This is a genomic window from Pseudonocardia sp. C8 (assembly GCF_014267175.1).
Taxonomy (GTDB): Bacteria; Actinomycetota; Actinomycetes; order Mycobacteriales; family Pseudonocardiaceae; genus Pseudonocardia.
This window is the reverse complement of the sequence record NZ_JACMTR010000002.1, coordinates 5,184,298-5,210,166: the sequence shown is the minus strand read 5'-3', so window position 1 is coordinate 5,210,166 and position 25,869 is coordinate 5,184,298. Positions and strand designations below refer to the sequence as shown.

General features: G+C 75.0%; 29 protein-coding genes. 20 read left to right on the top strand and 9 right to left on the bottom strand.

Going from position 1 to position 25,869, the window contains the following annotated elements:
- The first annotated feature begins 108 nt into the window (after positions 1 to 108).
- Complete coding sequence (locus H7X46_RS24830) at positions 109 to 369, top strand: hypothetical protein (protein ID WP_186361654.1); 261 nt, start codon at positions 109 to 111, stop codon at positions 367 to 369.
- Between the two features lie 7 nt (positions 370 to 376).
- Here the strand turns inward: H7X46_RS24830 and H7X46_RS24825 are convergent, their stop codons facing one another.
- Positions 377 to 2,035: an NAD(P)/FAD-dependent oxidoreductase gene (locus H7X46_RS24825; RefSeq protein WP_186361653.1), complete on the bottom strand. Its 1,659-nt coding sequence runs from the start codon at positions 2,033 to 2,035 to the stop codon at positions 377 to 379.
- 8 nt (positions 2,036 to 2,043) lie between these two features.
- A complete protein-coding gene (locus tag H7X46_RS24820; RefSeq protein WP_186361652.1) occupies positions 2,044 to 2,877 on the bottom strand; it encodes an SDR family oxidoreductase in 834 nt (277 codons plus the stop codon).
- Positions 2,878 to 3,081: 204 nt separating this feature from the next.
- On the opposite strand from H7X46_RS24820, the gene H7X46_RS24815 reads away from it, so the two are divergent.
- The 3 genes from H7X46_RS24815 (at position 3,082) to H7X46_RS24805 (ending at position 5,025) form a co-directional block, all read left to right on the top strand.
- Entirely contained in the window at positions 3,082 to 3,489 is a 408-nt protein-coding gene (locus tag H7X46_RS24815) for a hypothetical protein (RefSeq protein ID WP_186361651.1), read from the top strand.
- Positions 3,490 to 3,521: 32 nt separating this feature from the next.
- Positions 3,522 to 4,640 carry a cysteine--tRNA ligase gene (locus H7X46_RS24810; protein WP_186361650.1) on the top strand — a complete coding sequence of 373 codons (1,119 nt, stop codon included), beginning with the start codon at positions 3,522 to 3,524 and terminating at the stop codon, positions 4,638 to 4,640.
- Between the two features lie 223 nt (positions 4,641 to 4,863).
- Complete coding sequence (locus tag H7X46_RS24805; protein WP_186361649.1) at positions 4,864 to 5,025, top strand: hypothetical protein; 162 nt, start codon at positions 4,864 to 4,866, stop codon at positions 5,023 to 5,025.
- 22 nt (positions 5,026 to 5,047) lie between these two features.
- On the opposite strand, the gene H7X46_RS24800 is transcribed toward H7X46_RS24805, so the two are convergent.
- Positions 5,048 to 5,851: a GntR family transcriptional regulator gene (locus H7X46_RS24800; RefSeq protein WP_186361648.1), complete on the bottom strand. Its 804-nt coding sequence runs from the start codon at positions 5,849 to 5,851 to the stop codon at positions 5,048 to 5,050.
- 53 nt (positions 5,852 to 5,904) lie between these two features.
- The gene (locus H7X46_RS24795) at positions 5,905 to 6,321 is read right to left on the bottom strand and encodes an anti-sigma factor antagonist (protein WP_186361647.1); all 417 of its coding nucleotides are present in this window, start codon (positions 6,319 to 6,321) and stop codon (positions 5,905 to 5,907) included.
- A gap of 285 nt (positions 6,322 to 6,606) precedes the next feature.
- Between H7X46_RS24795 and H7X46_RS24790 the strand changes: the two genes are divergently transcribed.
- Positions 6,607 to 8,004, top strand: coding sequence for an amidase family protein (locus H7X46_RS24790; protein WP_186361646.1), 1,398 nt, complete (start codon positions 6,607 to 6,609; stop codon positions 8,002 to 8,004).
- Entirely contained in the window at positions 8,001 to 8,990 is a 990-nt protein-coding gene (locus H7X46_RS24785; RefSeq protein WP_222131422.1) for a TIGR03557 family F420-dependent LLM class oxidoreductase, read from the top strand. The genes H7X46_RS24790 and H7X46_RS24785 overlap by 4 nt, the downstream gene beginning before the upstream one ends.
- 34 nt (positions 8,991 to 9,024) lie before the next feature.
- Here the strand turns inward: H7X46_RS24785 and H7X46_RS24780 are convergent, their stop codons facing one another.
- Entirely contained in the window at positions 9,025 to 10,437 is a 1,413-nt protein-coding gene (locus H7X46_RS24780) for an APC family permease (RefSeq protein ID WP_186361645.1), read from the bottom strand.
- A gap of 193 nt (positions 10,438 to 10,630) precedes the next feature.
- Here H7X46_RS24780 and H7X46_RS24775 point away from each other — a divergent pair, with 193 nt between their 5' ends.
- Both H7X46_RS24775 and H7X46_RS24770 read left to right on the top strand, forming a co-directional pair.
- Positions 10,631 to 11,155: a hypothetical protein gene (locus H7X46_RS24775; protein ID WP_186361644.1), complete on the top strand. Its 525-nt coding sequence runs from the start codon at positions 10,631 to 10,633 to the stop codon at positions 11,153 to 11,155.
- Positions 11,139 to 12,656: a multicopper oxidase family protein gene (locus H7X46_RS24770; protein WP_370588947.1), complete on the top strand. Its 1,518-nt coding sequence runs from the start codon at positions 11,139 to 11,141 to the stop codon at positions 12,654 to 12,656. Before H7X46_RS24775 ends, H7X46_RS24770 begins: the two co-directional genes overlap by 17 nt.
- Before the next feature lies 1 nt (position 12,657).
- Here H7X46_RS24770 and mscL read toward each other — a convergent pair whose 3' ends face one another.
- Both mscL and H7X46_RS24760 read right to left on the bottom strand, forming a co-directional pair.
- Positions 12,658 to 13,062, bottom strand: coding sequence for a large-conductance mechanosensitive channel protein MscL (mscL, locus tag H7X46_RS24765; protein ID WP_186361643.1), 405 nt, complete (start codon positions 13,060 to 13,062; stop codon positions 12,658 to 12,660).
- Between the two features lie 56 nt (positions 13,063 to 13,118).
- Positions 13,119 to 13,868, bottom strand: coding sequence for an FCD domain-containing protein (locus H7X46_RS24760; RefSeq protein ID WP_186361642.1), 750 nt, complete (start codon positions 13,866 to 13,868; stop codon positions 13,119 to 13,121).
- A gap of 49 nt (positions 13,869 to 13,917) precedes the next feature.
- On the opposite strand from H7X46_RS24760, the gene H7X46_RS24755 reads away from it, so the two are divergent.
- The 9 genes from H7X46_RS24755 (at position 13,918) to H7X46_RS30130 (ending at position 22,711) form a co-directional block, all read left to right on the top strand.
- Entirely contained in the window at positions 13,918 to 15,159 is a 1,242-nt protein-coding gene (locus H7X46_RS24755) for a CynX/NimT family MFS transporter (RefSeq protein ID WP_370588945.1), read from the top strand.
- Between the two features lie 157 nt (positions 15,160 to 15,316).
- Positions 15,317 to 16,582, top strand: a complete 1,266-nt coding sequence (gene trpB / locus H7X46_RS24750; protein WP_186361641.1) for a tryptophan synthase subunit beta — start codon at positions 15,317 to 15,319, stop codon at positions 16,580 to 16,582.
- Positions 16,579 to 17,373 (top strand): tryptophan synthase subunit alpha, encoded by a 795-nt coding sequence (trpA, locus tag H7X46_RS24745; RefSeq protein ID WP_186361640.1) that lies wholly within the window; start codon positions 16,579 to 16,581, stop codon positions 17,371 to 17,373. The genes trpB and trpA overlap by 4 nt, the downstream gene beginning before the upstream one ends.
- A 290-nt stretch (positions 17,374 to 17,663) precedes the next feature.
- The gene (locus H7X46_RS24740; RefSeq protein ID WP_186361639.1) at positions 17,664 to 17,849 is read left to right on the top strand and encodes a hypothetical protein; all 186 of its coding nucleotides are present in this window, start codon (positions 17,664 to 17,666) and stop codon (positions 17,847 to 17,849) included.
- Entirely contained in the window at positions 17,846 to 19,228 is a 1,383-nt protein-coding gene (locus H7X46_RS24735) for a ferredoxin reductase family protein (RefSeq protein ID WP_186361638.1), read from the top strand. Before H7X46_RS24740 ends, H7X46_RS24735 begins: the two co-directional genes overlap by 4 nt.
- 27 nt (positions 19,229 to 19,255) lie before the next feature.
- On the top strand, positions 19,256 to 20,296 hold the full coding sequence (locus H7X46_RS24730; protein ID WP_186361637.1) for a DUF4142 domain-containing protein: 1,041 nt from the start codon (positions 19,256 to 19,258) through the stop codon (positions 20,294 to 20,296).
- Positions 20,293 to 21,225, top strand: a complete 933-nt coding sequence (locus tag H7X46_RS24725) for a hypothetical protein (protein ID WP_186361636.1) — start codon at positions 20,293 to 20,295, stop codon at positions 21,223 to 21,225. Before H7X46_RS24730 ends, H7X46_RS24725 begins: the two co-directional genes overlap by 4 nt.
- A gap of 110 nt (positions 21,226 to 21,335) precedes the next feature.
- Complete coding sequence (locus H7X46_RS29190; RefSeq protein ID WP_222131420.1) at positions 21,336 to 22,238, top strand: DUF6529 family protein; 903 nt, start codon at positions 21,336 to 21,338, stop codon at positions 22,236 to 22,238.
- A gap of 347 nt (positions 22,239 to 22,585) precedes the next feature.
- Positions 22,586 to 22,711, top strand: a complete 126-nt coding sequence (locus tag H7X46_RS30130) for a hypothetical protein (protein ID WP_255426213.1) — start codon at positions 22,586 to 22,588, stop codon at positions 22,709 to 22,711.
- A gap of 9 nt (positions 22,712 to 22,720) precedes the next feature.
- Here H7X46_RS30130 and H7X46_RS24715 read toward each other — a convergent pair whose 3' ends face one another.
- Positions 22,721 to 23,146, bottom strand: coding sequence for an MmcQ/YjbR family DNA-binding protein (locus H7X46_RS24715; RefSeq protein ID WP_186361635.1), 426 nt, complete (start codon positions 23,144 to 23,146; stop codon positions 22,721 to 22,723).
- A 27-nt stretch (positions 23,147 to 23,173) separates the two neighbouring features.
- Between H7X46_RS24715 and pcaD the strand changes: the two genes are divergently transcribed.
- Positions 23,174 to 23,944, top strand: coding sequence for a 3-oxoadipate enol-lactonase (gene pcaD / locus H7X46_RS24710; protein WP_186361634.1), 771 nt, complete (start codon positions 23,174 to 23,176; stop codon positions 23,942 to 23,944).
- 9 nt (positions 23,945 to 23,953) lie between these two features.
- On the opposite strand, the gene H7X46_RS24705 is transcribed toward pcaD, so the two are convergent.
- The gene (locus H7X46_RS24705) at positions 23,954 to 24,526 is read right to left on the bottom strand and encodes a CGNR zinc finger domain-containing protein (RefSeq protein ID WP_186361633.1); all 573 of its coding nucleotides are present in this window, start codon (positions 24,524 to 24,526) and stop codon (positions 23,954 to 23,956) included.
- Positions 24,527 to 24,566: 40 nt separating this feature from the next.
- Here H7X46_RS24705 and H7X46_RS24700 point away from each other — a divergent pair, with 40 nt between their 5' ends.
- Both H7X46_RS24700 and H7X46_RS24695 read left to right on the top strand, forming a co-directional pair.
- On the top strand, positions 24,567 to 25,526 hold the full coding sequence (locus H7X46_RS24700) for a DMT family transporter (protein ID WP_186361632.1): 960 nt from the start codon (positions 24,567 to 24,569) through the stop codon (positions 25,524 to 25,526).
- A gap of 148 nt (positions 25,527 to 25,674) precedes the next feature.
- Complete coding sequence (locus H7X46_RS24695) at positions 25,675 to 25,869, top strand: DUF397 domain-containing protein (protein ID WP_370588944.1); 195 nt, start codon at positions 25,675 to 25,677, stop codon at positions 25,867 to 25,869.

Sequence of the window (25,869 nt, the reverse complement as noted above, 5' to 3'; positions counted from 1 at the left end):
CGTCCGACCGGCGGACCGTACCGGATCCGGGGGTCGCGTGATCAGGTCGTCCGGGGGCCGCTGCCTCGGCTACCCTGGAGCCACCGACCGGACGCGGGAGGAGCGGCCATGACCGGTGACGCGGCGGAGCTGAACGCGCACGTCGACGTGCGGCGCAGGGCCGGGCTCGCCACCCGCGACGCCGCCGGCTACCTGGCCGCGGCGCGGGCGCTGCGGCGCCGCCAGGCCGTCGCCCAGGTGCACGGCGCGGTGGACGCGGGCTCCACCGCGAGCGCCCCGGCCGACCTGTGGCTCCGGGCGTCGATCGCCGTCACCCTCGCCGGGTGCGCGCTCGCAGGGCTGGGCGTCGTCGTCGGCCTCGCCGGCTGACCGGCGGTCAGTCCGGCAGCGCCAGCGGCGCGAGCTCGCCGAACCGGTCACCCGGTCCGGGGTTGTCCGGGGCGCAGGCCCCGCCGAGGTGGTGCAGGATCCCCCAGACCGCGTTGAGGGCGGTCTGCACCGCGCCCTCGGCCCAGGCCGGCGTCCACGACACGTCGTCGCCCGCCATGAAGATCCCGCGCTCTGCCGGCGGGAGGCCGTCCTGCATGAAGTGGCAGTACATCCGCCGGTTGTAGCGGTAGTGGCCGGGCAGGGCCCCCTTGAACGCGCCGAGGCTGTGCGGGTCGGACTCCCAGGTGACGGTGATCGGGTCACCGATGACGTGCGAGGCGATGTCGACCTGCGGGTAGATCTGCCGCAGGGCACGCAGCGCCAGCTCGACGCGATGGGTCACCGGGTAGGGCAGCATCTTCAGCGAGTCGCTCATCCACGAGTACGACAGGCAGATCACGCCCGGCCGGTCGTCGCCGTTGTCGAACAGGTAGGTGCTGCGGGTGAGCCGGTCGGTGAGGGTCATGCTCATGACGTCCCGGCCGGTCGCCGGGTCGACGTCGCGCCAGAACGGCCGGTCGACCATCACGAACGTCTTCGTCGACTGCATGTAGCGGGTCCGGTCGAGTGCCATCCACAGCTCCTGGCTGAACAGCGACTCGTCGGTGTCGATCTGGGTGGACAGCAGCCAGCTCTGGCAGGTGGTGAGCACGCAGCCGTAGTCGCGGGCGACGCCGTACACGTCGGTGACCCGGATCGTCCCCGGGGCCACCCGCTGGATCCGGGCCACACCCGGGCGGGTCGCGCCCCCATGCAGCGACGACAGGCTCGTCCCGGCCGGCCAGTGCGCGAGGCCGTCCGGGCTGCGCCGCCACAGCCCCTGCGGGAGCTGCTCCACCCCGCCGACGACGAGCAGCTGGTCCTCGTCGCACCCGGTCAGCACGACCCGCAGGATCTCCAGCATCGAGTTCGGGAAGTCCGAGTCCCACCCTCCGGTGCCGAACCCGACCTGCCCGAACGCCTCCCGGTGCCGGAACGACAGGTCGGAGAACGCCGTCGACGTCGACACGAAGTCGTAGAACGTCCGGTCGTCCCAGCGCGGCACCAGCGCGTCCCACAGCCGCTTGACGGTGGCCGCGTCCCGCTCCCGGATCGCCCGTTGCAGCGGTCCGAACGAGGCGCGCTCGGCCAGCGCGGAGGTCCACGCGTCGGCGACCTCGGTGAAGAACTGCGGCAGGTCGGCCAGGGTGCGGCCGTAGTACGTCTCGCCGTGCAGGTCGATCACCGTGCTGCCGGCGGCCGGCGTGAGCGGGTTGGGGAACGGCTCGGTGCGCAGCCCGAGCAGGTCCACGTAGTGGTGGAACGTCGTGGACGAGCGCGGGAACCGCATGCCGCCCAGCTCGGCGACGATCCCGTCGGCGCCCTCGAACGGCTGCGAGCGCAGCCGCCCGCCGAACTGCGACGACTCGTAGACCACCGGCCGCAGGCCCAGCCGCATCAGCTCGTAGGCCGCGACGAGCCCCGCCACGCCCGCACCGACGATCGCGACCTCGGTCCCGAGCCGGTCGTCCGGGACCCGGCCGAGCCCGGCCGGGTGGGCGACCCACTCGTCGAACGGGAACGGGAAGTCCGGTCCGAACGCGGTGACCGGGCGCTCGGCGTCCATCGGGCGGCTCAGCCCCGGCGCGACCGGACCACCCCGGTGACGATCCGCTGGTAGGTCGCCGGGAGCAGCCGCACCATCGAGTCGATCACCCACGCGTCCGGTCCGATGAGGACCCGGCGCTGGTTGCGCCGCACCCCGTCGAGGATCGTGCGGGCGGCCCGGTCCGGCGTCGTGTTCAGCATGCGTTCGAACTCGGCGGTGGCGGCGTCGGTGGCCTTGCCGGTGGCCGCGGTGACGCTGGCGTGCACCCGGGCCGACTTCGCGATGTTGGTGCGGATGCCGCCCGGGTGCACGCAGGTCGCCGACACGGCCGACCCGGTCAGCTCGAGGTCCTGGCGCAGCGACTCGGTGAAGCCGCGGACCGCGTACTTGCTCGCGTTGTAGCCGCTCATCAGCGGCTGGGCGGCGACACCGAAGATGCTGGACAGGTTGACGACGTGGCCCTCGCCCGCGGCCTCGAGGTGCGGCAGGAACGCCTTGGTCCCGTACACCACGCCCCAGAAGTTGATGTCCATGATCCAGCGGTAGTCGTCCAGCGACAGCGATCCCGCGGTGCCGGACAGGGCGACGCCGGCGTTGTTGACGACGAGGTGCACCCCGCCGTGGTCGGCGACGACCTCGTCGGCCCAGCCGAACACGGCCTTCTCGTCGGCGACGTCGAGCTCGCTGGTCGTCACCCGGATCTGCGGCCCGGCCAGCGCCGCGGTCTCGGCGAGTCCGGCGGCGTCGCGGTCGGCGAGTGCGAGGTGGCACCCCTCGCCGGCCAGGCGCAGCGCGAGCGCCCGGCCGATGCCGGATCCGGCGCCGGTGATCGCGGCGGTGCGGTCGGTGAAGGTCTTCATCTCCCGGGCTCCCGGTGCGGACGGCGGTGGCGGTCGAACCTGTCGGGCGCCAGCCTAGGCGATTCGCTACTCGCGGGTAACCGGCGGCGCGCCCGGCGGTGCCCCGGTCCGGCCGAACGGCGGTCGCTCACATGGCGGACACGTGGTGTAACGCGCGTCCCATTGCCTCGATGGACAAGCGAGTCGAGCGGGACGGGCGGGTGGATGAGCGTCAGCGGACCCTACGAGCGGTACTACGCGGAGCGCGCCGCGGAGGGCAAGCGAACCGTGTGGTGGCCGTGGCTGTTCCTCGCGGCCGTCGTGCCGCTGCTCGTGGTGCGTGCCTTCGTCGTGTCCGGGGAACCCGCCGACGCGACCGCCGTCCTGCAGTCCGCCGCCGTCGCGACCGCGGCGTCCCACGCCAGCGACGGCCGGCACCGGGTCGGGCCCGGCCTGCTGCCCGGCGTCTGGGCCACCGAGGGCCCGCCGCCGGGCGGGACCTGCGGGTACCTGCGCACCGGCCCGGACGGCGCGGAGGTCTCCCGGGCCGCGGTGCGCGGCCCGGCCGCTGCCCGGCTGGTCGACCGCGAGACCGTGACGTTCACCGGCGGCTGCACCTGGACGACCCGCTGAACCGTCCGCCCGGGGACTGGCACGATCCGGGTATGGACTCGTTCGACGCCGGGGCCGGGCTGGTGCTCGCCGGCCGCCCGCTGCCGCTGACCTCCCCGGCCCGGGTCTACGTCTGCGGCATCACCCCGTACGACGTGACCCACCTCGGGCACGCGGCCACCTTCGTCTGGGCCGACGTGCTGACCCGGGTGATCCGGATGGCGGGCACCGCGACCGAGGTGACCCGGAACGTCACCGACGTCGACGACGTCCTGACCCGCACCGCCGTCGAGCGCGACGTCGCCTACGACGAGTTCGGCCTGCGCCAGGAGTTCTGGTTCGACCGCACGATGGCCGACCTGCAGGTGCGCGCCCCGGACCACACGCCGCACGCCCGCCACCACGTCCGGCACGTGATCGCCCTGGCCGGCGCGCTGCTCGTCACCGGCGACGCCTACGAGCGCGACGGCACCGTCTACTTCCGGGGCGCCCGGGTGCCCGCGGCGGCCGGGCTCGACCGGGACACCGCGCTGGCCCGGTCCGCCGAGTACGGCGACGAGCCGGACGACCCGCGCCGCGACGACCCGTTCGACGTCCCGCTGTGGAAGCCGTCCGACGGCGGCCAGCCGGCCTGGCCCAGCCCGTGGGGCCGGGGCCGGCCCGGATGGCACGCCGAGTGCGCGGCGATGGCGCTGGCCTCGCTCGGCGGGGTCGTCGACGTGCTCGCCGGCGGCGCCGACCTGGAGTTCCCGCACCACGCCTACCAGTCGGCCATGGCCGCGGCGGCCACCGGTGCCGGCCTGTTCGCCCGGCGCGGCTTCCGGGCCGGTGTGGTCTCGGTCGACGGGGCGAAGATGGCCAAGTCGACCGGCAACCTCGTCCTGGTGCAGGACCTGCTCGGCTCGGCACCCGGCGCCGCGGTGCGCCTGCTGCTGCTGGACCGGCCGTGGTCGCAGCCGTGGGAGTACCGGCCGGAGGACGTCGCCACCGCGGGCGGGCGGCTGGAGGAGCTCTACGTCGCCGCCGGCCGCAAGCCCGGCTCGTCCGCGGCCGTCGACGCGGTGCGCGACGCGCTCCTCACCGACCTGGACGTGCCCACCGCGCTGGCGACCGCGCTCGAGGAGGGCGGTGACGCGGCCCGGCTGGCGATCGGCACCCTCGCGCTGCAGTGACGATCCGGCGATCCTCCGGCCGTTGCGGTGCGGCGGCCCGGCATGGTGCAGTGGACGCGTGTCTCCCGCCAGCTCGCCGGTCGATCGCACGTTCGTCGTGTGCCTGATCGCCACCGACCAGCTGTCGATCGACGACCGGCACTGTCGCCCGGGTTCCTGAGCGGGTCGGCGACCCGGCCCGCTCCCGTCGCCCCTGCCGCCCGACGCCCGGAGCCGATCCGCCGTGAACCCCGCCCTGTCGCCGCGCCCTGCGCCGTCCACGCCCGCACCTGCCGAACCGGCCCCGCCCGCGGAACCCGAGCCCGCCGGCGAGGGCGGTCGCGGGCTGCTCGCCCGGGTCGCAGCGGCCGTCCGGGCCGCGCACGCCGCCCGCGTGCCGTTCTAGGTCGGCACGACCGGGGCGGCCCTCACCGCCGCGGATCCCGCCGGTCCGGGGACCCCAGCAGGTCGAGCTGGTAGCCGTCGCGCCCGGCGAAGTCGGCGCGGAGCACGAAGCGGTCGCCGCGCACCAGCGTCCGGCGCCACTCCACCGGGCGGCCCTTCGCCGTGCCGAGCCGGCGGATCGCGAACGCGGCGGTGGACGGGCTGCCCCCGAGCAGGCGGTGCTCGGCCGGGGTCGGCAGGATCGGCTGGATCGTCTCCTCGCCGCCGGTGAGGACGACCCCGCACAGCTCGGCGTAGCGCTCGTAGAGCGCGCCGGTGGAGAAGTCGGCCTGCAGCAGCGGGGCGGCCAGCTCGTACGGCAGCCACACCCGGTCCAGCGCGAGCGGATCGCGGCCGGCGAGCCGCAGCCGTTCCAGGTGGACCAGCGGGGTGGATTCCTCCAGCCCGAGGTGGGCGGCGACGACGCCGTCCGCGCGGACGTCCAGCGCCCGCACCACGCTGCGCTGCTCCAGGCCCATGGCGCGGACCGACTCGTTCAGGCTGTAGAGGGCGCCGAGCCGCTGGACGATCTCGGCCGGCGCGGCCTGCCTCGACGGCCGGCCCCGGCTGCCGACGACCAGGCCCTCCTCGCGGAGCACCTTCACGGCCTGGCGCACGGTGTGCCGGCTGACGCCGTACTCCTCGACCAGGGCGAGCTCGCCGGGGAAGCCGTGGGTGAACTCGTCGGCGTCGAGCCGGCGCCGGAGGTCGGCGAGCAGCTGCTGCCAGAGCAGCCGGCCGGGCGCGCGGTGGAGCGGGGCCGGGCCGGGCGTGACGGTACCGCTCATCCGGCCAATGTGCGGTTGCTGTGCGGCCCGGTGCAAGCGCGCAGCATGCACCGTCACACCCGCGGGCCCGGGTCCAGGGCGCTGGACAGGTCCGGGAACCAGGTGATGACCCGGTCCAGCCCGGTCATCCGGACCGGCCGGATCACCGCCCGGTTGTCCGGCCCGGTCACTCCCGCGAGCGGGACGCCGGCGGCGCCGGCCGCGCGCGAGGCCCGCACGACGGCGGTCAGCCCGTGCGAGCCCAGGAACGCGACGCCGGACAGGTCCAGCACGGCCCGTTCCGGGTGCGTCCGGTGCAGCAGCTCGGTCATCCGGATCCGGATCGCGTCCGCCTCCACCAGGTCGATCTCGCCGATGACCTCGAGGACGGTCACCCCCGGCCGCGGCGTGTGCTCGCGGAGCCGGGCCTTCGACGGCGGCGGACGGCCGGGCACCGGCCGGGGCGTGCGGGCAGGATCGACGGCACTCACGGAACCCACCTCCCGCCGACCGGGACGACGCAAGGACCCCGGCGGACCGGTCCGGTGCGGCGGGGCCCGTGACCGGTTCACCGTACCGGTGCCGGGGCCGAAGTCCATTGCCCGAACAGGGGGGCGGGCGCGGTCGGTCGCGGTGTTCCCCGCCGGGGGGCCGACCGGGGATCATGTCGTCGGTCGATACGCGGGGTCCGAGCGAGGGAGTGACGGGTCGATGGAGACGACGGTGACGGCGGCCGGCGGGCCGGGGACGGCCGGTGCGGTGCCCGGAGGGCGCCGGTGACCGCCGGGGTCTCGGTCGACTCGACCGCCCGCGCCCAGGCCGCCGCCCTGCGGGCCAAGGAGATCTCGGCGCGCGAGCTCCTCGACCTGCACCTCGACCGGATCGCGGAGCGGAACCCCCAGCTCAACGCGATCGTCTCGCTCGACACCGACCGGGCCCGGGCCGGCGCGGCCGCAGCCGACGAGGCACTCGCCGCCGGCACCGAACCGGGCCCGCTGCACGGGCTGCCGTTCGCGTTCAAGGACACCCACGACGTGGCCGGCTGGCGCACCACCTACGGCTCGCCGCTGCTGGCCGAGCACGTGCCGGACACCGACGAGCTGGTCGTCGAGCGGATCCGCGCCGCGGGCGCGGTGCCGATCGGCAAGACCAACGTGCCGGAGTTCGCCGCCGGATCGCACACGTTCAACCGGGTCTTCGGGACCACGGTCAACCCGCACGACCCGTCGCGCTCGGCCGGTGGCTCGTCCGGCGGGGCGGCGTGCGCGGTCGCGGCCGGGATGGTGCCGCTGGCCGACGGCTCCGACATGGGCGGTTCGCTGCGCAACCCGGCGTCGTTCTGCGGGGTGGTCGGGCTGCGGCCGTCCTGGGGCCGGGTGCCGGAGTGGCCGTCGCCGAACATGTGGGAGGCCCTCTGCACGGCCGGCCCGATCGCCCGCACGGTCGGCGACCTGGCCCTGCTGCTGTCGGTGATCGCCGGGCCGGACCCGCGGGCGCCGCACGCCCTCGGCGATCCCGGGTCCGCGTTCGCGCCACCGGTCGAGCCCGCGCCGCTCGCCGGGCTCCGGGTCGCGGTCTCGACCGACCTGGGCGGTGCGTTCGCCGTGGAGGAGCCCGTCGCGGCGGTGGTGGAGGCCGCCGGTATCGCGCTCGCCGGTGCCGGCGCGCGGGTCACCGCGGACGTGCCCGACCTGGACGGCGCCGACGAGTGCTTCCGCACCCTGCGCGCCTGGCTGTTCCAGGCGAAGCTCGGCGAGCTGCTCGCCGCGCACCCGGACGAGTTCAAGCCCTCGCTGGCCGCCAACATCCGCGCCGGCGCGCCGCTGACCGGCGCCGACGTCGCGCTCGCCTACCAGCGGCGCACCGCGCTCGCGCAGCGGATGCGCGAGTTCCTCGCCGACCACGACGTGCTGGTGCTGCCGGTGTCGCAGGTGCCGCCGTTCCCGGCCGGCCAGGAGTTCCCGGCCACCGTCGCCGGCCGCCCGATGGAGTCCTACCTGGACTGGATGCGCTCGGCGTACCTGATCACCGTCACCGGCTGCCCGGCGATCTCGGTGCCGTTCGGCCGGACCCCGGACGGGCTCCCGGTCGGCATCCAGCTCGTCGCCCGGCACGGCGCCGACCGGTTCCTGCTGGAGGTCGCGGCCGCCGTCGAGGCACTGCGGGGGGCATGACGACTGCGGTGCGCGGGTACCCGGCGGCCGTGCACATCGGATACAAGCTCTTCGCCGAGGCGTTCTCGCCGCAGGAGATGGTCCGCCAGGCCGTCCGCGCCGAGGAGGCCGGTTTCGACTTCGTCGAGATCTCCGACCACTACCACCCGTGGTTGCAGAGCCACGGCCACTCGGGGTTCGCCTGGTCGATCCTCGCGGCGATCGCCGCGCGGACCGAGCGGATCGGGCTCGCCACCGGCGTGACCTGCCCGATGATCCGCTACCACCCGGCCATCGTCGCCCAGGCCGCGGCCACCACCGCGTTGCTGTCCGACGGCCGGTTCACCCTCGGCATCGGCTCGGGGGAGCGGCTCTCCGAGCACGTCACCGGCGCCGAGTGGCCGGTCGTCGGTGTGCGGCACGAGATGCTCCGCGAGGCGCTGGAGATCATCCGCCTGCTGTGGTCCGGGGGCTACCGCACCTACCGCGGCCGGCACCTCACGATCGAGGACGCCCAGGTGTTCGACCTCCCGGAGACACCGCCGGAGATCGCGGTGGCCGCCGGGGGCCCGAAGGCCGCGCGGATCGCCGCCGAGCTCGGCGACGCCCTGTTCACCACCGAGCCGCGCTCCGACCTGGTCGAGGCCTACACCGCGGCGGGCGGCACCGGGGCCCGCTACGCCGAGGTGCCGCTGGCCTGGGCGCCCACCGAGGAGGAGGCGCTCGCCGCGGCGCACGAGAAGTTCCGGTTCGGCCCGACCGGATGGAAGATCCAGTCCGAGTTGCCGAACGTCCGCAACTTCGAGGCCGCCACGCAGTTCGTGCGGGTCGAGGACATGGCGGCGCTGTTCGGTGCCGGCCCGGACGTGGAGGCGCACGTCGCCGTCGCCCGGCAGTTCGCCGACGCCGGCTACGACCGCCTCGCGCTGATCAACGCCGGCCCGGACCCGGACGGGTTCTTCACGTTCTTCGAGAAGGAGCTGGCCGATCGGCTCGTGAGTGCGTAGGAGGGCTCCGGCCCTCCTACGCACTCACGAGGCGTCAGCCGTCCAGCTTGGTCGGATCCAGGACCGTCTGCTTCACGCCGAGCCTGCGGTTGAGCAGGATCGTGATCCCGTAGAGGACGAGCCCGAGCAGGAGCAGCAGCCCGGCCAGCTCGTACTGGATCGCGTCCCGGCCGGAGAACGGCAGGACCAGGTAGGCGCTGGCCACCGCACCGACGACCGGCAGCCCGGCCGGGGCCCGGAAGTGGTCGGCGTCGATGCGGTCGCGGCGCAGCACCAGCACCGCGATGTTGACGATCGTGAACACCGCGAGCAGCAGCAGCGAGGTCGTCCCGCCGAGCGCGGAGACGACGTCGGAGTCCGAGTCCAGCGACACGTAGATGATCAGCATGAACGCGACCAGCGTCGTGACCAGGATGGACACCCACGGGGTGCGGCGGAACGGGTGCACCCGGGCCAGCGGCTTGGGCAGCACCGCCTGGTTGGCCATGCCGTAGAGCAGCCGGGACGCCATCAGCATGTTGATCAGCGCCGAGTTGGCGACGGCGAACATCGAGATGAACGGCAGCACCGCGTCCGCCGGGATCCCCGGGGCGCCGGCCCGGACGACCTCGACCAGCGGTGTCTCGCTCTCCGCCAGCGCGCCGACCGGGACCAGCGCGACGGCGCAGATCGCGACCAGCACGTAGATGATCCCGGTGAGCGTCAGGCCGGTGATCATGATCTTGGGGAAGATCCGGCGCGGCTCGTGGCACTCCTCGGCCATGTTCACCGAGTCCTCGAAGCCGACCATCGCGAAGAACGCCAGCGACGTCGCCGAGGTCACCGCCAGGAACACGCCCTTGTCCTCGGGGGTGTCGAACGCGACCACCCGGGACCAGTCGGCGTTCCCGCCCGCGATCGCGAACACCCCGATCAGGATCACCAGCAGCAGGCCGGAGAGCTCGACGAGCGTGAGCACCACGTTGAGCTTGACGCTCTCGCCGACGCCCCGGAAGTTGACCGCCGCGACCAGCAGCATGAAGCCCAGCGCGATCAGCACGATCCCGCCGTTGCCCAGGTCGAGGCCGAAACCCTCGTTGAGGTTCGACGCGAACGCCCGCGACGCCGTGGACGCCGAGGTGATCCCCGAGCTCATCACCACGAACGTGACCATGAACGTGAGGAAGTGGACGCCGAAGGCCTTGTGCGTGTACAGCGCGGCCCCGGCCGCCGCGGGGTACTTGGTGACGAGCTCCAGGTAGGAGAACGCGGTGATCATCGCGACCGCGAAGGCGACCAGGAACGGCAGCCACGCCGCCCCGCCGACCTCCTCGGCGACCTGGCCGACGAGCGCGTAGATGCCGGTGCCCAGGATGTCGCCGACGATGAACAGCAACAGCAGCTTCGGGCCCAGGACCCGCTTGAGCGCCGGCTCGTGCTCCCCGGCCGACGTGGTGGCCTCCGCCATCCGAGAACGTCCCCCTCCTGCGGCGGACCCCCCGCCGCGACCCGGACAGCCTGCTCGGCACGCGGCGCGCTGTCGAGCCGGGCGGCGCGCGTGTCGGTACCGGCACGCGGCGTGGTTCATCACGCTTGTCGATGACCACGGTCGTGTGACTCGGAACACTCCTGTCGTTCCGTTCGGACCGTGGGAGGTCGTCGTGCGTATCGCCTACCAGGTACTCGCCCTGCTCGTCGCACTCGGAGTCGTCGTCCAGGCCGCCGCCCTGGCATGGGGCGACGCCGGGCTGTTCATCTGGATCATGAACGGGGGCGTGCTGGACGCCGCCGCCATCGAGGGCGAGGCGGCCCCGTTCGCCGAGGTCACCGGCTTCATGGTGCACGGCATGAACGGGATGATGGTCATCCCCGCGGTCACCCTGATCCTGCTGATCGTCTCGTTCTTCGCGAAGGTCCCGCGCGGGATCATGCTTGCCGGCGGGCTCACCGTGGCCGTCGCGCTGCAGGTCACGCTCGGCCTGCTCGGCCACGGGATCGCGATCGCCGGGCTGCTCCACGGCGCCAACGCGCTGCTGGTGTTCGGCCTGGCCCTCGCCGCCGCCGGTGCGGCGCGGCGGGCCAGCGCGATCGCGGCGTCGACCAGCGCGATGTCCGCGCCGCCGCGCGAGCCGTCCCCGGGCCTGTCCGGGCAGCAGCCGCCGGCCTCACGTGCTGACGTCGGCTGAACCCACGGCCGGCGCCGCCGGGCCCGCCACCCCGGTGCGGCGGGCCCGGTGGCGCACGGCCCTCGCCGTGCTGGCCACCCTCGCCGTGCTCGTCCCGGTCGGATGGTTGTGGTGGGACAGCCGGATGCCGGCCGGGTACTCGGCGATGGACATGGGCACGGTCGACCTCGGTGGCGGCCCCGGCACCGAGGACGCCCACGGCGGGCACGCCGGGCACCCGGCGGTCGGGGTGCCCGAGCTGCGGGATGCCACGACCGGGCCGGCCGCGGTGACCGTGACGCTCACCGCGCGGCGCGAGGTGTTCCGGCTGCCGAGCGGCCGCACGGTCGACGGTTACACGCTGAACGGCACCAGTCCCGGCCCGGAGATCCGGACCCGGCAGGGTGAGCTGGTCGAGATCCGGCTGCGGAACGAGTCCGTCCCGGACGGGGTGACCCTGCACTGGCACGGCGTCGACGTCCCGAACGGTGACGACGGCGTCGCCGGGATCACCCAGGACGCCGTCCGGCCCGGCGGCGAGTTCGTCTACCGGTTCCGGGCACCGGACAGCGGCACCTACTGGTACCACTCCCACCAGGTCTCGCACGTCCAGGTCCGGCAGGGCCTGTTCGGCGCGCTCGTGGTGGAGCCCCCGGCGGGAGCGCCGGAAGGGGACGTCACCGCCGTCTCGCACACCTTCGCCGGGGCACGGACGGTGAACGGCCAGGAGGACGGTGTCATCGTGCCCGCCGCGGCGGGTGAGCGTGTCCGGGTACGGGTGATCAACTCCGACGAGGGTGCCGTGCCCGCCTGGGTGACCGGCGCCGGCTTCCGGCTGCGCGCCGTGGACGGGGCCGAGGTCCGCGGGCCCGCACCCGTCGCCGGGCTCGCCGTGTCCGTGCCCGCGGGCGGCCGCGCCGACCTGGAGGTCGAGGTCCCCGCGGGCGGTGCCCGGATCGAGGTCGGCGGGGGAGCGGCGCTGGTGCTCGCACCACCGGGTTCGGCGGGCCCACCGCCCTCGCCCCGGCCACGCGACGATCTCGACCTGCTGACCTACGGCGCGCCCGCGCCGATCGGGTTCGACCCGGACGCCGCGCAGCGGCGCTTCGACTACGTGATCGGCCGGCGGCCCGGTTTCGTCGACGGCGTCCCGGGTGTGTGGTGGACGGTCAACGGGCGGATGTGGCCGGACGTGCCGATGTACGTCGTCGACGAGGGCGACGTGGTCCGGATGCGGGTCCGCAACGATTCCTCGGAGGTGCATCCGATGCACCTGCACGGGCACCACGTCGTCGTCCTCGCCCGGGACGGGGCGCCCGCCACCGGGAGCCCCTGGTGGACGGACAGCCTGGACGTCGCACCCGGCGTGGAGTTCGACGTCGCGTTCGTGGCCGACAACCCGGGTCTGTGGGCCGACCACTGCCACAACCTGGAGCACGCGAAAAACGGGCTGATCGCCCACCTCATGTACCGGGGGGTGGACACGCCGTTCCGGATCGGGACCGGCAACCACCCGGACTGAGTCAGCTCCGCTCGCGCTCGCGCTCGGCCTGCTCCCGGAGGAGATCCCGGATCTGTGTCAGCAGCTCGCTGTCGGTCTCCGGGGTCTCCTCCTCCTTGCCCCGCTTGCGGCGCTCCTGCAGCCACTTCATCGGGTACACGACGAGGAAGTAGATGACGGCGGCCGTGATCAGGAACTGGACGATCGAGTTCAGGAACGCCGCGTAGTCGAGCTGGACGTCGTCGGTGAGCGGGATGGTTCCCGGCGGGACCGCGTTCTCGCCGCCCGAGAACAGCCGCAGCAGCGGCTCGAGGAACGACTTCGTGAACGCCGTGACCACCGCGGTGAACGCGGTGCCGATCACGACGGCCACGGCCAGGTCGATGACGTTCCCGCGCAGCAGGAAGTCCTTGAAGCCCTTCAGCACGCCGGAGCACTCCTCGGGTCGGGGGTTCGGGGCTGGATCGTGTCCGGCCCGGCAGGCTAACCCGGCCGTGATCCGCGGTGCCGGGCGGTGCGGCCGGGCCGGTGCTGCGCGATCAGCCGGTCCAGGAAGTCGCCGGCCTCCCGGGCCGCCCGCTCGACGTCGCCGTCGGCGATGGCCTCGACGAGCCCGGTGTGCGAGACGTCGTCGTCGGTCCCGACGGTCGCGGGCATCGTCGCCGCGACACTGCCCGCGACCGCCTCGACCACACCCCGGTAGAGCTCGGTGAGCAGGCCGTTGCCCGAGCAGCGCACGACGGTGCGGTGGAAGTCGGCGTCGGCGCGGGCGGCGCGTTCGGTGTCGGCCGGGGCCGGTTCGCCGCCGCGGCGGGTGATCGCCACGACCGCGGCCACGGCGGCGTCGCGTTCGGCGAGCGCCGCGCGGAGCTCGACCAGGTCGTCGTCGGTCCGGCGGGCCGCGGCCAGCCGGGCGGCCTGGACCTCGAGGGTCCGGCGGACCTCCAGGACCTCGCGCAGCTCGGTGCCGCACAGGGTGCGGAGCGCACCGGACAGCTCGGTCGTCGCGCGGACGTAGGTGCCGTCGCCCTGGCGGACCTCGAGCAGCCCGCCGTGGGCGAGCGCCCGGACGGCCTCCCGGACCGTGTTCCGGCCCACCTCGAGCGTCGCGGCCAGCTCGGACTCCGGCGGGATGCGCCGCCCCACCGGCCACTCCCCGGTGGAGATGGCCGTCCGGAGCTGGTCGATGACCTGGTCGACCAGGCCGCCGCGGCGCGCCGTGATGAGGGGCACCGAATCATCCTTCCATCCGAACATCCTACGTCTGTAAGAATAGTATCTCGTGAGCATTGCTGAACATGAGACGCGCACGGAGGGGACCATCGCCACGACGACCGCGGAGCGGGTGGACCGCTCGCGCCGCGCCGCCCTGATCGGCACGCCCCTGCTCGTCGTGGGTGTCGCCCTGGCCGCGACGAACCTGCGCCCCGCCGTCACCAGCATGGCGTCGGTGCTCGGGGAGGTCCGCGACGACCTCGGTGCCTCCACCGCCTGGACCAGCGTGCTCACCGCCGTCCCGACGATCTGCTTCGGGCTCGCCGCGATCGCCGCGCCGTGGCTGGGCCGGCGCCTGGGCATGGCCCGCGCCGTCGGCCTCGCGCTCGCCGTGCTCACCGCGGGCCTGCTGCTCCGGATCGTCGACGGGCCGTGGGTGGTGCTCGGCGGGACCTTCGTCGCCGCCGCCGGCATCGCGGTCGGCAACGTGCTCATCCCGGTGGTGGTCAAGGAGTCGTTCCCGGGCGCCGTCGGCCGGGTCACCGGCATCTACACCGCGGCGCTGGCCGCGGGCGGCGGCATCGGCGCGGCGCTCACCCCGCCGGTGGAGGCGCTGCTGGGCGGCTGGCGCGGCGCCGTCGGCGCCTGGGCGCTGCTGTCCGCGGCGGCCCTGGTCGTCTGGGCGTGCGGGGCGCGGCACGGCTCCGCGGCGGACGCGCCCTCCGCGGCGTCCGACGAGCGCCGCTCGATGCTGCGCCGGCCGCTGGCCTGGGCGGTCACCGCGTTCTTCGGGCTGCAGGCCTGCGTCGCCTACGTCGCGATGGGCTGGCTGTCCGAGCTGTTCGTCTCCGAGGGGATCTCCCGCACCGACGCCGGCCTGATGCTCGCGGTGATCAACCTGATCGGGATCCCGCTGAGCTTCGTCATCCCGCCGATCGCGCTGAACCGGCGCTCGCAGTCCGGCTGGATCGTCGGCCTCGCCGCCTGCTCGCTGGCCGCGGTGGTCGGGCTGGCCGTGGCCCCGGCCGCGGCCCCCTGGCTGTGGACGGTGCTGCTCGGCACCGGCATGGGGGTGTTCCCGCTCGGGCTGGGCGTGATCGCGCTGCGGACCCGGGAGGCGTCCGAGACGACCGACCTGTCCGCGATGGCGCAGGGCTTCGGCTACCTGGTCGGCGCCTGCGGGCCGTTCCTGTTCGGGATGCTGCACGGGTTCACCGGCACCTGGACGGCGTCGCTGGTCCTGCTGGGTGCGGTGATCGCCGTCGAGATGGTCCTCGGCTGGGTGGCGGGGCGCCCGCGCTTCGTCTGAACCGCCGCGCCGTGGCGTCCGTGCGCCGCAAACCCGGTGGTGGCGGCGGTGTACCGTCATGGGACACCCGATCGGCGGGCGGCCGTGGCCGACGCACCCGCATCCCCGATCGCGGGTCCTGCACATCCGGCAGCCTGCACATCCGTCAGGAGTTCTCGTGACCGACACCGCCCTTCCCCCGTCCGGGGGCTCGGCGCGGCTGGTGGACCAGACCGGCCCGTACTTCGGCCGCTTCGGCGGCCGCTACGTCCCGGAGGCGCTGGTCGCCGCCCTGGACGAGCTCGAGCAGGCCTACCACGCCGCGATGACCGACGAGGCCTTCCAGGCCGAGCTGGCCGAGCTGCACCGCACCTACTCCGGCCGCCCGAGCCTGCTCACCGAGGCGCCCCGGTTCGCCGAGCACGCCGGCGGCGCGCGGATCCTGCTCAAGCGCGAGGACCTCAACCACACCGGCTCGCACAAGATCAACAACGTGCTGGGCCAGGCGCTGCTCACCAAGCGGATGGGCAAGACCCGGGTGATCGCCGAGACCGGGGCCGGCCAGCACGGCGTCGCGTCGGCGACCGCGGCCGCGCTGCTCGGCCTGGAGTGCGCCGTCTACATGGGTGAGGTCGACACCCGGCGGCAGGCGCTCAACGTGGCCCGGATGCGGATGCTCGGCGCCGAGGTCCACCCGGTCGCCTCCGGCACGCGGACGCTCAAGGACGCGATGAACGAGGCCATGCGCGACTGGGTCACCAACGTGGCCGACACGCACTACCTGATCGGCTCGGTCGCCGGACCGCACCCGTTCCCGGCGATGGTGCGCGACTTCCAGCGGATCATCGGCGTCGAGGCCCGGCAGCAGGTCCAGGACCTCACCGGCGCGCTGCCGGACCTGGTGTGCGCCTGCGTCGGCGGCGGCTCGAACGCGATGGGGATCTTCCACGCCTTCCTGGACGACGTCGGCGTCGAGCTCGTCGGCTTCGAGGCCGGCGGCGACGGGGTCGACACCCCGCGGCACGCGTCGTCGATCGGCGGGGGAGACGTCGGCGTGCTGCACGGCTCCCGCAGCTACATCCTGCAGGACGAGGACGGCCAGACCCGCGACTCGCACTCCATCTCCGCCGGGCTCGACTACCCCGGGGTCGGGCCCGAGCACTCGTGGCTGCACGACATGCACCGGGCCCGCTACGAGTCGGTCACCGACGCCGAGGCGATGGACGCGTTCCGCCTGCTCTGCCGGACCGAGGGCATCATCCCGGCGATCGAGAGCGCGCACGCGCTGGCCGGTGCGCTCCGCGAGGGGCGACGCCTCGGCGCCGGCAAGGTCGTGCTCGTCAACCTGTCGGGGCGCGGCGACAAGGACGTCGACACCGCGGCGAAGTACTTCGGGCTCGTCGACGACGAGGGCAACGCGGTGACCGACGGGGAGGTCCGATGACCGGCGTGGCGGAGCGGCTGCAGGCGATCCGGGCGGAGGGCCGGGCGGCACTGGTCGGCTACCTGCCGGTCGGGTTCCCGGACGTCGCCGGGTCGGTCGAGGCGATGCGGGCCATGGTCGCCGGCGGCGTCGACCTCGTGGAGGTCGGGCTGCCGTACTCGGACCCGCTGATGGACGGCCCGGTCATCCAGCGCGCCACCCAGCAGGCCCTGGACAACGGTGCCCGCACCCGGGACGCGTTCACCGCGGTCCGCGGGGTCGTCGAGGCCGGCGCGCCCGCGGTCGTGATGACCTACTGGAACCTCGTCGACCGCTACGGCGTCGAGCGGTTCGCCGCCGACCTGGTCGAGGCGGGTGGGTCCGGGCTCATCACGCCCGACCTGCTGCCCGACGACGCCGAGGAGTGGCTGGCCGCGTCCGACAAGCACGACCTGGACCGGATCTTCCTGGTCGCCCAGACGAGCACGCCGGAGCGGCTGCGGCTCACCGCCGAGGCCAGCCGCGGGTTCCTCTACGCGGCCTCGCTGATGGGGGTCACCGGGGTGCGCTCGATCGGTGCGGAGGCCCGCGACCTGGTGGCCCGGACCCGGGAGGTCGCGAGCATCCCGGTGTGCGTCGGGCTGGGCGTCCGGACCGCGGAGCAGGCGGCGGCCGCCGCCTCCTACGCCGACGGCGTCATCGTCGGGACGGCGTTCGTGCAGGCGCTGGAGACCGGCGGGCCGTCCGCGGTGCGGGCACTCGCCGAGGAGCTGTCCGAGGGCGTGCGTTCGGCGGCCCCGGCCGGCGCCTGATCGCCGGGGCGCCGGCGGGGCGCGCTCGTCGCAGCCGCGCAGCGGTGAGCGGCAGCGCCTGAGAACGGGCGATCCGGATGGACGGACGTCTGTACTCCGAGTGGACCGATCGGGTGCCGCTCGGCCCCGGGACGCTGCCGGACGGCGGTGCCGCCTCTCAGGATCGCAACTCCGGTTCCGCCCGGGTTCCTATCGTCGTCGGTACCGCGTCACGGCCCGCTCCCCTCGAGCCGCGGCGCGGCGGCCGGGAACTCCCCGCCCGGCCGGCTCCCCGAACCGGAAGTGACCCGATGACCCGTCGAGGCCTCGTGCTGCCCGGACGCGCCCCCGGCGTCCGGGCGAGCGGGGTGCGCACCGCGCACCCCCGCCCGGTGCGCACCCGCACCGTCCCGTTCCGCCCGCTCCGGTCCCGGACCGGGCACCCCGGCCCGCTCCGGGCCGCGACCACCGCCGGGCGCCCGCCCGGCGTGCGGTGAGCCGCCCGGCGCCGCATCCGGTCACCGCACCCGTCCGCCGGGACGACCGTCCCCCCGACGCCTGGCTGGCGCACCGCCGTGCCCGCCTGCTCTGGGGGTCCGTGCTGGTCGCCGTCCTGGTGGGCCCGTCGGTGATCTGGATGCTCCGCTCCGGCCCGCAGCCGCCGCTGCACCAGATGTCGGTGCTGACCGGGTTGCTGGCGCTGTCCGCGATGGTGATCGTCGCGGTGCTCCCGTCCCGGGTGCGCGGCCTGTCCGGCGCGCTCGGCCTGGAGACCCTGCTCGGTCTGCACCGCAGGCTCGGGATGCTGGCCGGCGCCCTGGTGGCCCTGCACCTGGCCTGCGTGGTCGCCGACCGGCCCGAACGGGTGGGGCTGCTGGTCCCGATGGCCGCACCCGCCCGCGGGCAGGCGGCCACGATCGCCACCGCCGCGATCGGGCTGCTGCTCGTGCTGGCGGTGCGCGGGGTGCGCTCCGGCTCCCACGAGGTCTGGCGCTGGGTGCACCTGAGCCTGGCCGCGCTCGTCGTCGGGGCGTCCGCGCTGCACGTGTTCTGGCTGGACAACCTGGTCACCGACGCCGTCATGGGGCCCGTGCTGGCCGGTCTCGGGATGGTGCTGGTGGCGGTGCTCGTCCTGCGCTGGGGCGCCCGCGCCGCGGCCGGGGAGTTCCGGGTGCGCGTGGTGCGGCCGGAGAGCCCGACGGTCTCGACGCTGGTGCTGGTGCGCCGCGGCCGGCACGCCGGCCCGTGGTTCCGGCCCGGCCAGTTCGCGTGGCTGCGGCTGGAACGCATGTCGGTGGAGGAGCACCCGTTCACCATCGCCTCGTCCGCGGCCGACGGCGGGCGGGTCGAGTTCACCGTCCGGCACACCGGCGACTTCGCCGCCCGGCTGCGCGAGCTGCGCCGCGGCGACCCGGTCTGGGTGGACGGCCCGTACGGCGCGTTCACCCCGGACGCGGTGCCGTCCACCGGGCTCGTCCTGATCGCGGGCGGGGTCGGGATCACCCCGATGATGAGCATGCTCCGCACCGCGGCCGACCGGGGCGACCCGCGGCCGTACCGGCTCGTGGTGCACGCCCGCGACCCCGCCGACCTGCTGTTCCGCGCCGAGCTCGCGCACCTGCGCACCCGGCTGGACCTGCAGGTCACCGAGGTGCTGCGCCGCCCCACCGAGGACTGGGACGGCGCCACCGGGCCGATCGACACGGCCCTGCTGTCGGCCGTCCTGACCGACCTGGGCGGGATCGGCACCGCGGAGTGCCGGCACGACTACTTCGTCTGCGGTCGCCCGCAGCTGGTCGCCGACGTCCTCGACACCCTCGGCGCGCTCGGTGTCCCCGAGGACCGGGTGCACACCGAACGGTTCGCCCAGGTCTGACCCCCGTACCCCGCAAGGAGTTACCGCATGCCCCGCCGGATACCCGGCCCGCTGCGCTGGTCGATCCTCGCCGCGCTCGCCGCGGTCGCGGTCGCCGCGCTGGCCCAGTCCTGGGTCTCCGTGCCCGTCGCGGCCGCCCAGGGGTGGACCCAGACCCGATGGGGGCCGCTCGGCCCCGCCGACCGCGACCTGCTGGAGAAGGTCCGCCTCGCCGGTCTCTGGGAGGCCCCCACCGGGCAGCAGGGCGAGCAGCAGGCCAGCTCGCCGGCCGTGCGCGAGGTCGCCCGCAAGCTCGGTGTCGAGCACCACGCCCTCGACGAGAGCGTCCGCGCCACCGCCGCGCAGCTGGGCGTGCCGCTGCCCAGCCGGCCCAGCGACCAGCAGATCGGCTGGATGAACGACCTCACCGCGCGGACCGGCACCGACTACGACCGGCAGTTCGTGCAGCTGCTGCGCGGCGCGCACGGCTCCGTCCTCCCGGTGATCACCGACGTGCGGGTGGGCACCCGGAACGAGCTGGTGCGCCGGTTCGCGACCGAGGCCGACGCCTACGTCACCCGGCACATCGGCTACCTGGAGTCCACCGGGCTGGTCGACTACGCCGCGCTGCCGGCCCCGCCCGACCCGGCCCCGCGCCCCATGACCGACCTGGTCGTCCCGGCCCTCGTCGTCGGGGTGGCGCTGCTCGCCGCGGGCGGCCTGCTGATGACCCTCTACCGGCGTGGCCGCCCGGACCGCGGTGGGCCGCTGCTGCCGGCCGGCGGGCTGATCCCGCGGCCGCGCCGGGCCCGCGACGACGCCGCGCGCGTCCCGTCCCGGACCGCGCTGCCGGTCGGCCCGCCCGACCCCTGGGACGAGCTCGCGCACGTCCCGCCGGTCCACCCGGCGCCGGACGGGACCGGCCACCGCGAACGCGACGGCCCCGCGGCCCCGGACCCGTTCGGGACCGCGGTCCCCGACCCCGGTCCGGACACTCGTCCGGCCCGCCACGACACCGCGCACACCCCCCACACCCGACCCACCGGCCCGCGCCGAGCGCGGACCACACGGAGGAGCCGTCACCGATGAACCCCACCCCAGCCCGCCGCCGCCGGATGGTCGCGGCCGCCGCCTTCGCCACCTGCCTGATCGTCGCCGGCCCGGCCGCCTACGCCGCGGGAGCGGCGACCGCGGACCAGGAGGACACCGGCAACGTGAGCACCGAGAGCCCCGCCGAACCGGGTGCCGGGATCACCGGCAGCGCGGGCGGGCACGACCACTCGGCGTCGGCCGGACCGGACACCGGCACCGCCGAGGGTTCCGGGAGCGCACCTGCCTCGGCGGAGGCGACCGCCCCGGACGCCTCCGGCGGTCAGGAGGCCGTCGACCCGGGCGCCGCCCCGGCCCAGGACGGCGGTGCCCCGGACGACACCACGGCCCAGGACGGCGGCGAGGCCCAGGACGACGGCAACGGCCAGGACGACGAGCCCGGCCGCGGCGACGGCCCGGACCAGGCCGCCGCCCCCGGTGGGCTCGACGTGCTCGCCTCCGACTGCTCGGGCAGCCGGCTCGCCCCGCACGACGGCTTCCAGAAGGCCCCGCGCTGCGTGTCGACGGCGTTCGGCGAGGTCGCGGCCGCCGACCAGAGCCCGTCCCTGCTGATCACCGACGCCCCGGACCGGGTCGCGCCGGGCCAGCCGTTCACCTTGAAGGTCAGCACCCGGAACCTGGTCCGCGACCGGTTCCTGGCCGCCGCGCAGGGCGGCTACTACGTCGAGGCGTCCCTGCTCAACGGGGAGGGACTGCAGCGCGGCCACTTCCACACCGCGTGCCGGACGCTGCCGAACCCGGACGAGGCCCCGGACTCCGCGCCCGACCCGGCGTTCTTCGAGGCCACCGAGGACGGCGGCGGGGGCAGCACCCCGGACGAGGTCACGATCGAGGTCCCGGGATCGAGCAGGCGGGCGAGCTGCAGTGCTCGTCCTGGGCGGGGGACGGCTCGCACCGCACCCCGATGATGCAGCGGGCCAACCAGACCCCGGCGTTCGACTCCGTCCGGATCGAGGTCGGGTGACATGAGGACCACCGGACCGGTGCCGACCCCGGCCGCCGTCGCGGACGGTCACCGATGAGCTCCCGCGCGCGGCACGCCGACCGGGACACCACCGACCCGGTCGGCTTCCCGCCGGTGCCGGCATCGGCCGTCCCGCACCCGCGCCGCCCCGACGGCAGCGGCGGGTGGGCGGAACGCTCCGCCGCGGACGACTGGGACGCCCCGGCTCCCGAGGTCGCCGAGCGCTGGCCGGACTCGGTGCCCCGCAGGCGTGGCGGGCCGGAGGACCTGCTCGCGGCCACGGGCGGGTGGGCGGCGCCCGACCTGCGGACCGACCCGTGGGGCACCGCCCCGGTCCGGGCCGACGCGCGCTCCTGGGCCGGGGTGCACGAGCCGGCGCACCGGGCCGGCCGCCGCCCGGCCGGGCCGGACGCTCCGGCCGGCCGCCGTCGTGGTGGCGGACCGTCGATCCGGGCCGTGCTGGTCCCGGTCGTGGCCGGCTCGCTGGTCGCCGTGGCGCTGGGCGTCTGGGCCCGCCAGCACGAGGGCACCGGCGTCGTCGTGGGCCTCGCCGGGTTCTCCGGCGGCGCCGTGAAGGCCGGGCTCGGCTCGCTGGCCCTGCTGCTCGCGGTCGTCCAGGGCGTCACCGGTCACCGGCTGCACCGCGGCACCGCGTCCCCGGCGACGGCCGCCGTGCACCGCTGGTCCGGGCGCGCCGCCGTCCTGGTGACCGTCCCGGTCGCCGTGCAGTGCCTGTACGCGTTCGGCTGGTCCGGGGCGACGCCGTCGGCGCTGCTGCACTCGGCGCTGGGCTGCGTGTTCTACGGCGCGTTCGTGACGAAGATGCTGCTGCTGCGCCGCCCGGGAGTGCCCGGCTGGGTGCTCGCCCTGGCCGGTGGGGTGCTGCTCGCGGTCCTCGCCGGAGTCTGGCTGACCTCGGCCCTGTGGTTCTTCGCCGACCGCGTGGTGCTCGGGTGAGAACTGAGAAGCCGGGTCGCGTGTTCGGCGGTCCCGACTACTCCGAATTGCCCAACATCGCCCCGCTCACCGTGCGTCCGATCCCGTCCACCGGAACGGCGTCTCAGGGGGTGGCTCCTCCGCCGCGGGACTCGTACCGTCGCTCAGCGTCGGTACCGCGGCCCGCTTCCCCCGACCCACGGTCCGCGGACGACGGCGCCCGCACCGTCCGGCGATGCTCCCCGACGCCGGACGCGGCCCGCGCGGCGCCGTCGTCCGCCGCAGCTGCGGTACCGCCGAGGCCCGCCGTGCCCGGGACCCCAGACCCGGGCACGGCGGGGACACCATCGCCCCCCGGAGGTACCCCCGTGACCACGAACACCGAGACCACCGAAGCGGAGCCCGACCAGGACGCCGTCGCCGTCCCGCCGCCGCGCCGGACCGGGCGGGGCGAGAGCTGGGTCGAACGGCTCGGCTGGGAGGAGGTCGGCTGACCCGCCGGCCTACCCGTCGATGCCGTGCTCGGCGAGCCAGGCCGTGCGGCGGCGGGCCGAGGCCCGCGACAGCCACGCGTCCTGCACGATCTCGGCCAGCTCCTCGCGGTCCAGCTCGCCGATCCGGCTCGCGCGCAGGAGCACCGAGGGATGCCCGTCGAAGTGCGGCGTGGTGAAGAACGGCGTGCCCGCGTCCTGCACGAGCGCGAGCTTCTCGTCCTCCGACCCCACCCAGAACACGATCACGTCCGGGTAGCGCTCGCCGGTCTCCGGGTCCCGGGCGTCCGGGCGCGGGGTGCGGAAGAACACGAACGACTTCCGCCCGACCTGGTAGACGGGGTTGCCGGCGGGCCCGTACTCCACGGTGACGTGCGGCATCCCGGCCGCCAGCTCGTGCACGTCCTCGACCCTGGCCCGTGGCGGCTGCGCCGGCATGGCGCCAGCGTAGGCCAGGATGGGGGCATGGTTCTGGACCTGCATCACGTCGTCGACGGCCCCGCCGATGCCCCCGCCGTGCTCTTCGGTCCCTCGCTGGGGACCGACCTGCACCTGTTCGACCCGCAGGTGGCCGCGCTCGCGGACCGGTTCCGCTGCGTGCGGTTCGACCTGCCGGGCCACGGTGGTTCACCGGACGTGACCGGCGACCTGACGATCGAGGACCTGGCCCGGGGCGCGCTGGCCGCCGCGGACGCCGCCGGGGTCACCGGCTTCCACTACGTCGGCGTCTCGATCGGCGGGGCGATCGGGCAGTGGCTGGGGGCGCACGGCGGCGACCGGGTGCGCAGCATCGCGGTGCTGGCGACGGCGGCGCGGTTCCCGAACCCGGACTCGTGGCCGCAGCGCGCGGCCACCGTGCGGGAGCAGGGCACCGAGGCGATGGTCGCCTCCCGGCCCGGCACCTGGTACGTCGAGGACTGGGCGCGCCGCGACCCGGCGGGGGAGAAGCGGCTGCTGGACATGCTGCGCGCCACGAAGCCGGAGGCGTACGCGGCCTGCTGCTCGGCGATCGGCGCGTTCGACATCCGCGCCGACCTGGCGTCGGTGTCGGTACCGGCGCTGGTGGTGGCCGGCGCCGACGACCCGGCGACCCCGCCGCCGGTGGTGCGCGAGATCGCCGACGGCATCCCCGGCGCCCGCTACGCCGAGGTCCCCGCGTCGGCGCACCTGCTCAACTACGAGCGCCCGGACGAGGTGAACGCGCTGCTCGCCGAGCACCTCGACGCCCGGCGCTGAGCCTGCCGGTCACCCCGCCTCCCGGGCGCGCCGGGCCCGGTAGGCGGCGACGTGCGCCCGGTTCGCGCAGTTGCCGGTGTCGCAGAACCGCTTCGAGCGGTTCCGGGACAGGTCGACGAGCACGGCGTCGCAGTCCTCGCCCGCGCACCGGCGAAGCCGGGACAGGTCGTCGCCGCGGACCAGGTCGGCCACCGCCATCGCGATCTCCGCACCCATCCGGTCGGCCAGCGGGGCGTCCCGCGGCGTGACGTGCAGGTGCCAGTCCCAGCCGTCGTGCCGGGCCAGGTGCGGGCGGGCGTCGGTCTCGGCGAGGAGCGCGTTCACCAGCTCGACGGTCCGGTCCCGGTCGGGCACCCGGTCGGGCCGGTCGGCGGGCGGCCACAGGGCGACGAGCCGCTCGCGCAGCGCCCGGACGGCGGCACGCTCGTCGTCGGTGTGCGCGCGCCGGCCGGTGTAGGGCTGGGCGTCCATCCACGCCTCGAACCCCTCGGCGTCGGCCAGCGCGTCGGGCCCGGAGAGCGCGGTGTTCACCAGCGAGGCGGCCGCGGACAGCGTGATCTGCGTGTCATGGGCGAATTCCATGTTGACCCCTGACATCGTCGGTTCCTAGTGTCAGGAGTCTATGAGTACTTCGGTCGTGACACGGGGCCACACCCTGCGCGGGCTCGCGTGGCTGACGGTCTCCTCGGCCGGGTTCGGTTTCTCCGGGCCGCTGGGCGCCGCGTTCCTGGAGGCGGGGTGGTCCTCGGGCCTCACCACGCTGTTGCGCATCGCCGGGGCGGCACTGCTGCTCCTGCCGGTGGCGATCGTGCTGGGGTACCGGCACGGGCTCGACCGGGGCGGGCTCCGCACGATCGTTCTCTTCGGGCTGTTCGCTGTTGCCGGCGTGCAGTTCTGCTTCTTCAGCGCGCTGCAGCACCTGTCGGTCGGGGTGGCCCTGCTGCTGGAGTTCCTCGCACCGGTGCTGCTGGTGCTGTGGACCTGGCTGACCACGCGGCGGACACCGTCGGCGATCACGCTGGCCGGCTGCGTCGTCGCGCTGGCCGGGCTGGTGTGCGTCGTCGACCCGTTCGGCCCGCAGCGGGTCGACCTGGTCGGGGTGCTGTGGGGCCTGGCCTCGGCGGTGTGCGTGTGCGTGTACTTCGCCATGCCCGGTGGCGGCGGCGAGGGCAGGCTCCCGCCGCTGCTCATGATCTCCGGCGGGATGGTCGTCGGCGCGGCCGTGCTGGGGGCGACGACGCTGTCGGGTCTCACGCCCGCCACGGCCGGCGCCGGCAGCGGCACGCTCGCCGGTGCCGATCTCGACTGGCCCCTGCTGCTGGGCATGCTCGTCGTGCTCGCGACCGCGCTGCCCTACGTCACGGGTGTCATTGGGATCCGGCTGCTGGACACCCGGGTCGCGTCGTTCGTCGGGCTGTCCGAGGTCCTGTTCGGGGTGATCGCCGCCTGGCTGCTGGTGTCCCAGTGGCCCACGCTCATGCAGGCGCTCGGCGGCGGGCTGATCCTCGGTGGCATCGTGCTGATCCGCCGCGCGGAGAACCGGGCGGTGGCGACGCCGGCCGAGGCCGCCGCCGAGGCGTGAGGGAACGAGGCCGCCGGTGTGACCGGGAGTGCGGAGTCCTCGACCGGGTGGCTTCCTCGCCGGGCCGGGGGCAGGTGCACTATCGTGCCGCCACGCGCGCTCCCCGATCGCGTGCCGCTCCCTCCGGATCCAGAGAACGAGGCCATCCGTGTCCGAACCCCGCTTCGTCACCAGTTCGTTCTGCTTCGGTGGTGACTGTGTCGCCGTCGCGCCATCCGGGGGCGGTGTCGTCGTCCGCTCCACGGTCAGCGGCGCCGAGGTGGCGTTCTCGGAGTCCGAGTGGACCGCATTCCTGGCCGGAGTCCGCAACGGCGAGTTCGATCTTGCCGCGTTGAACGCCTGA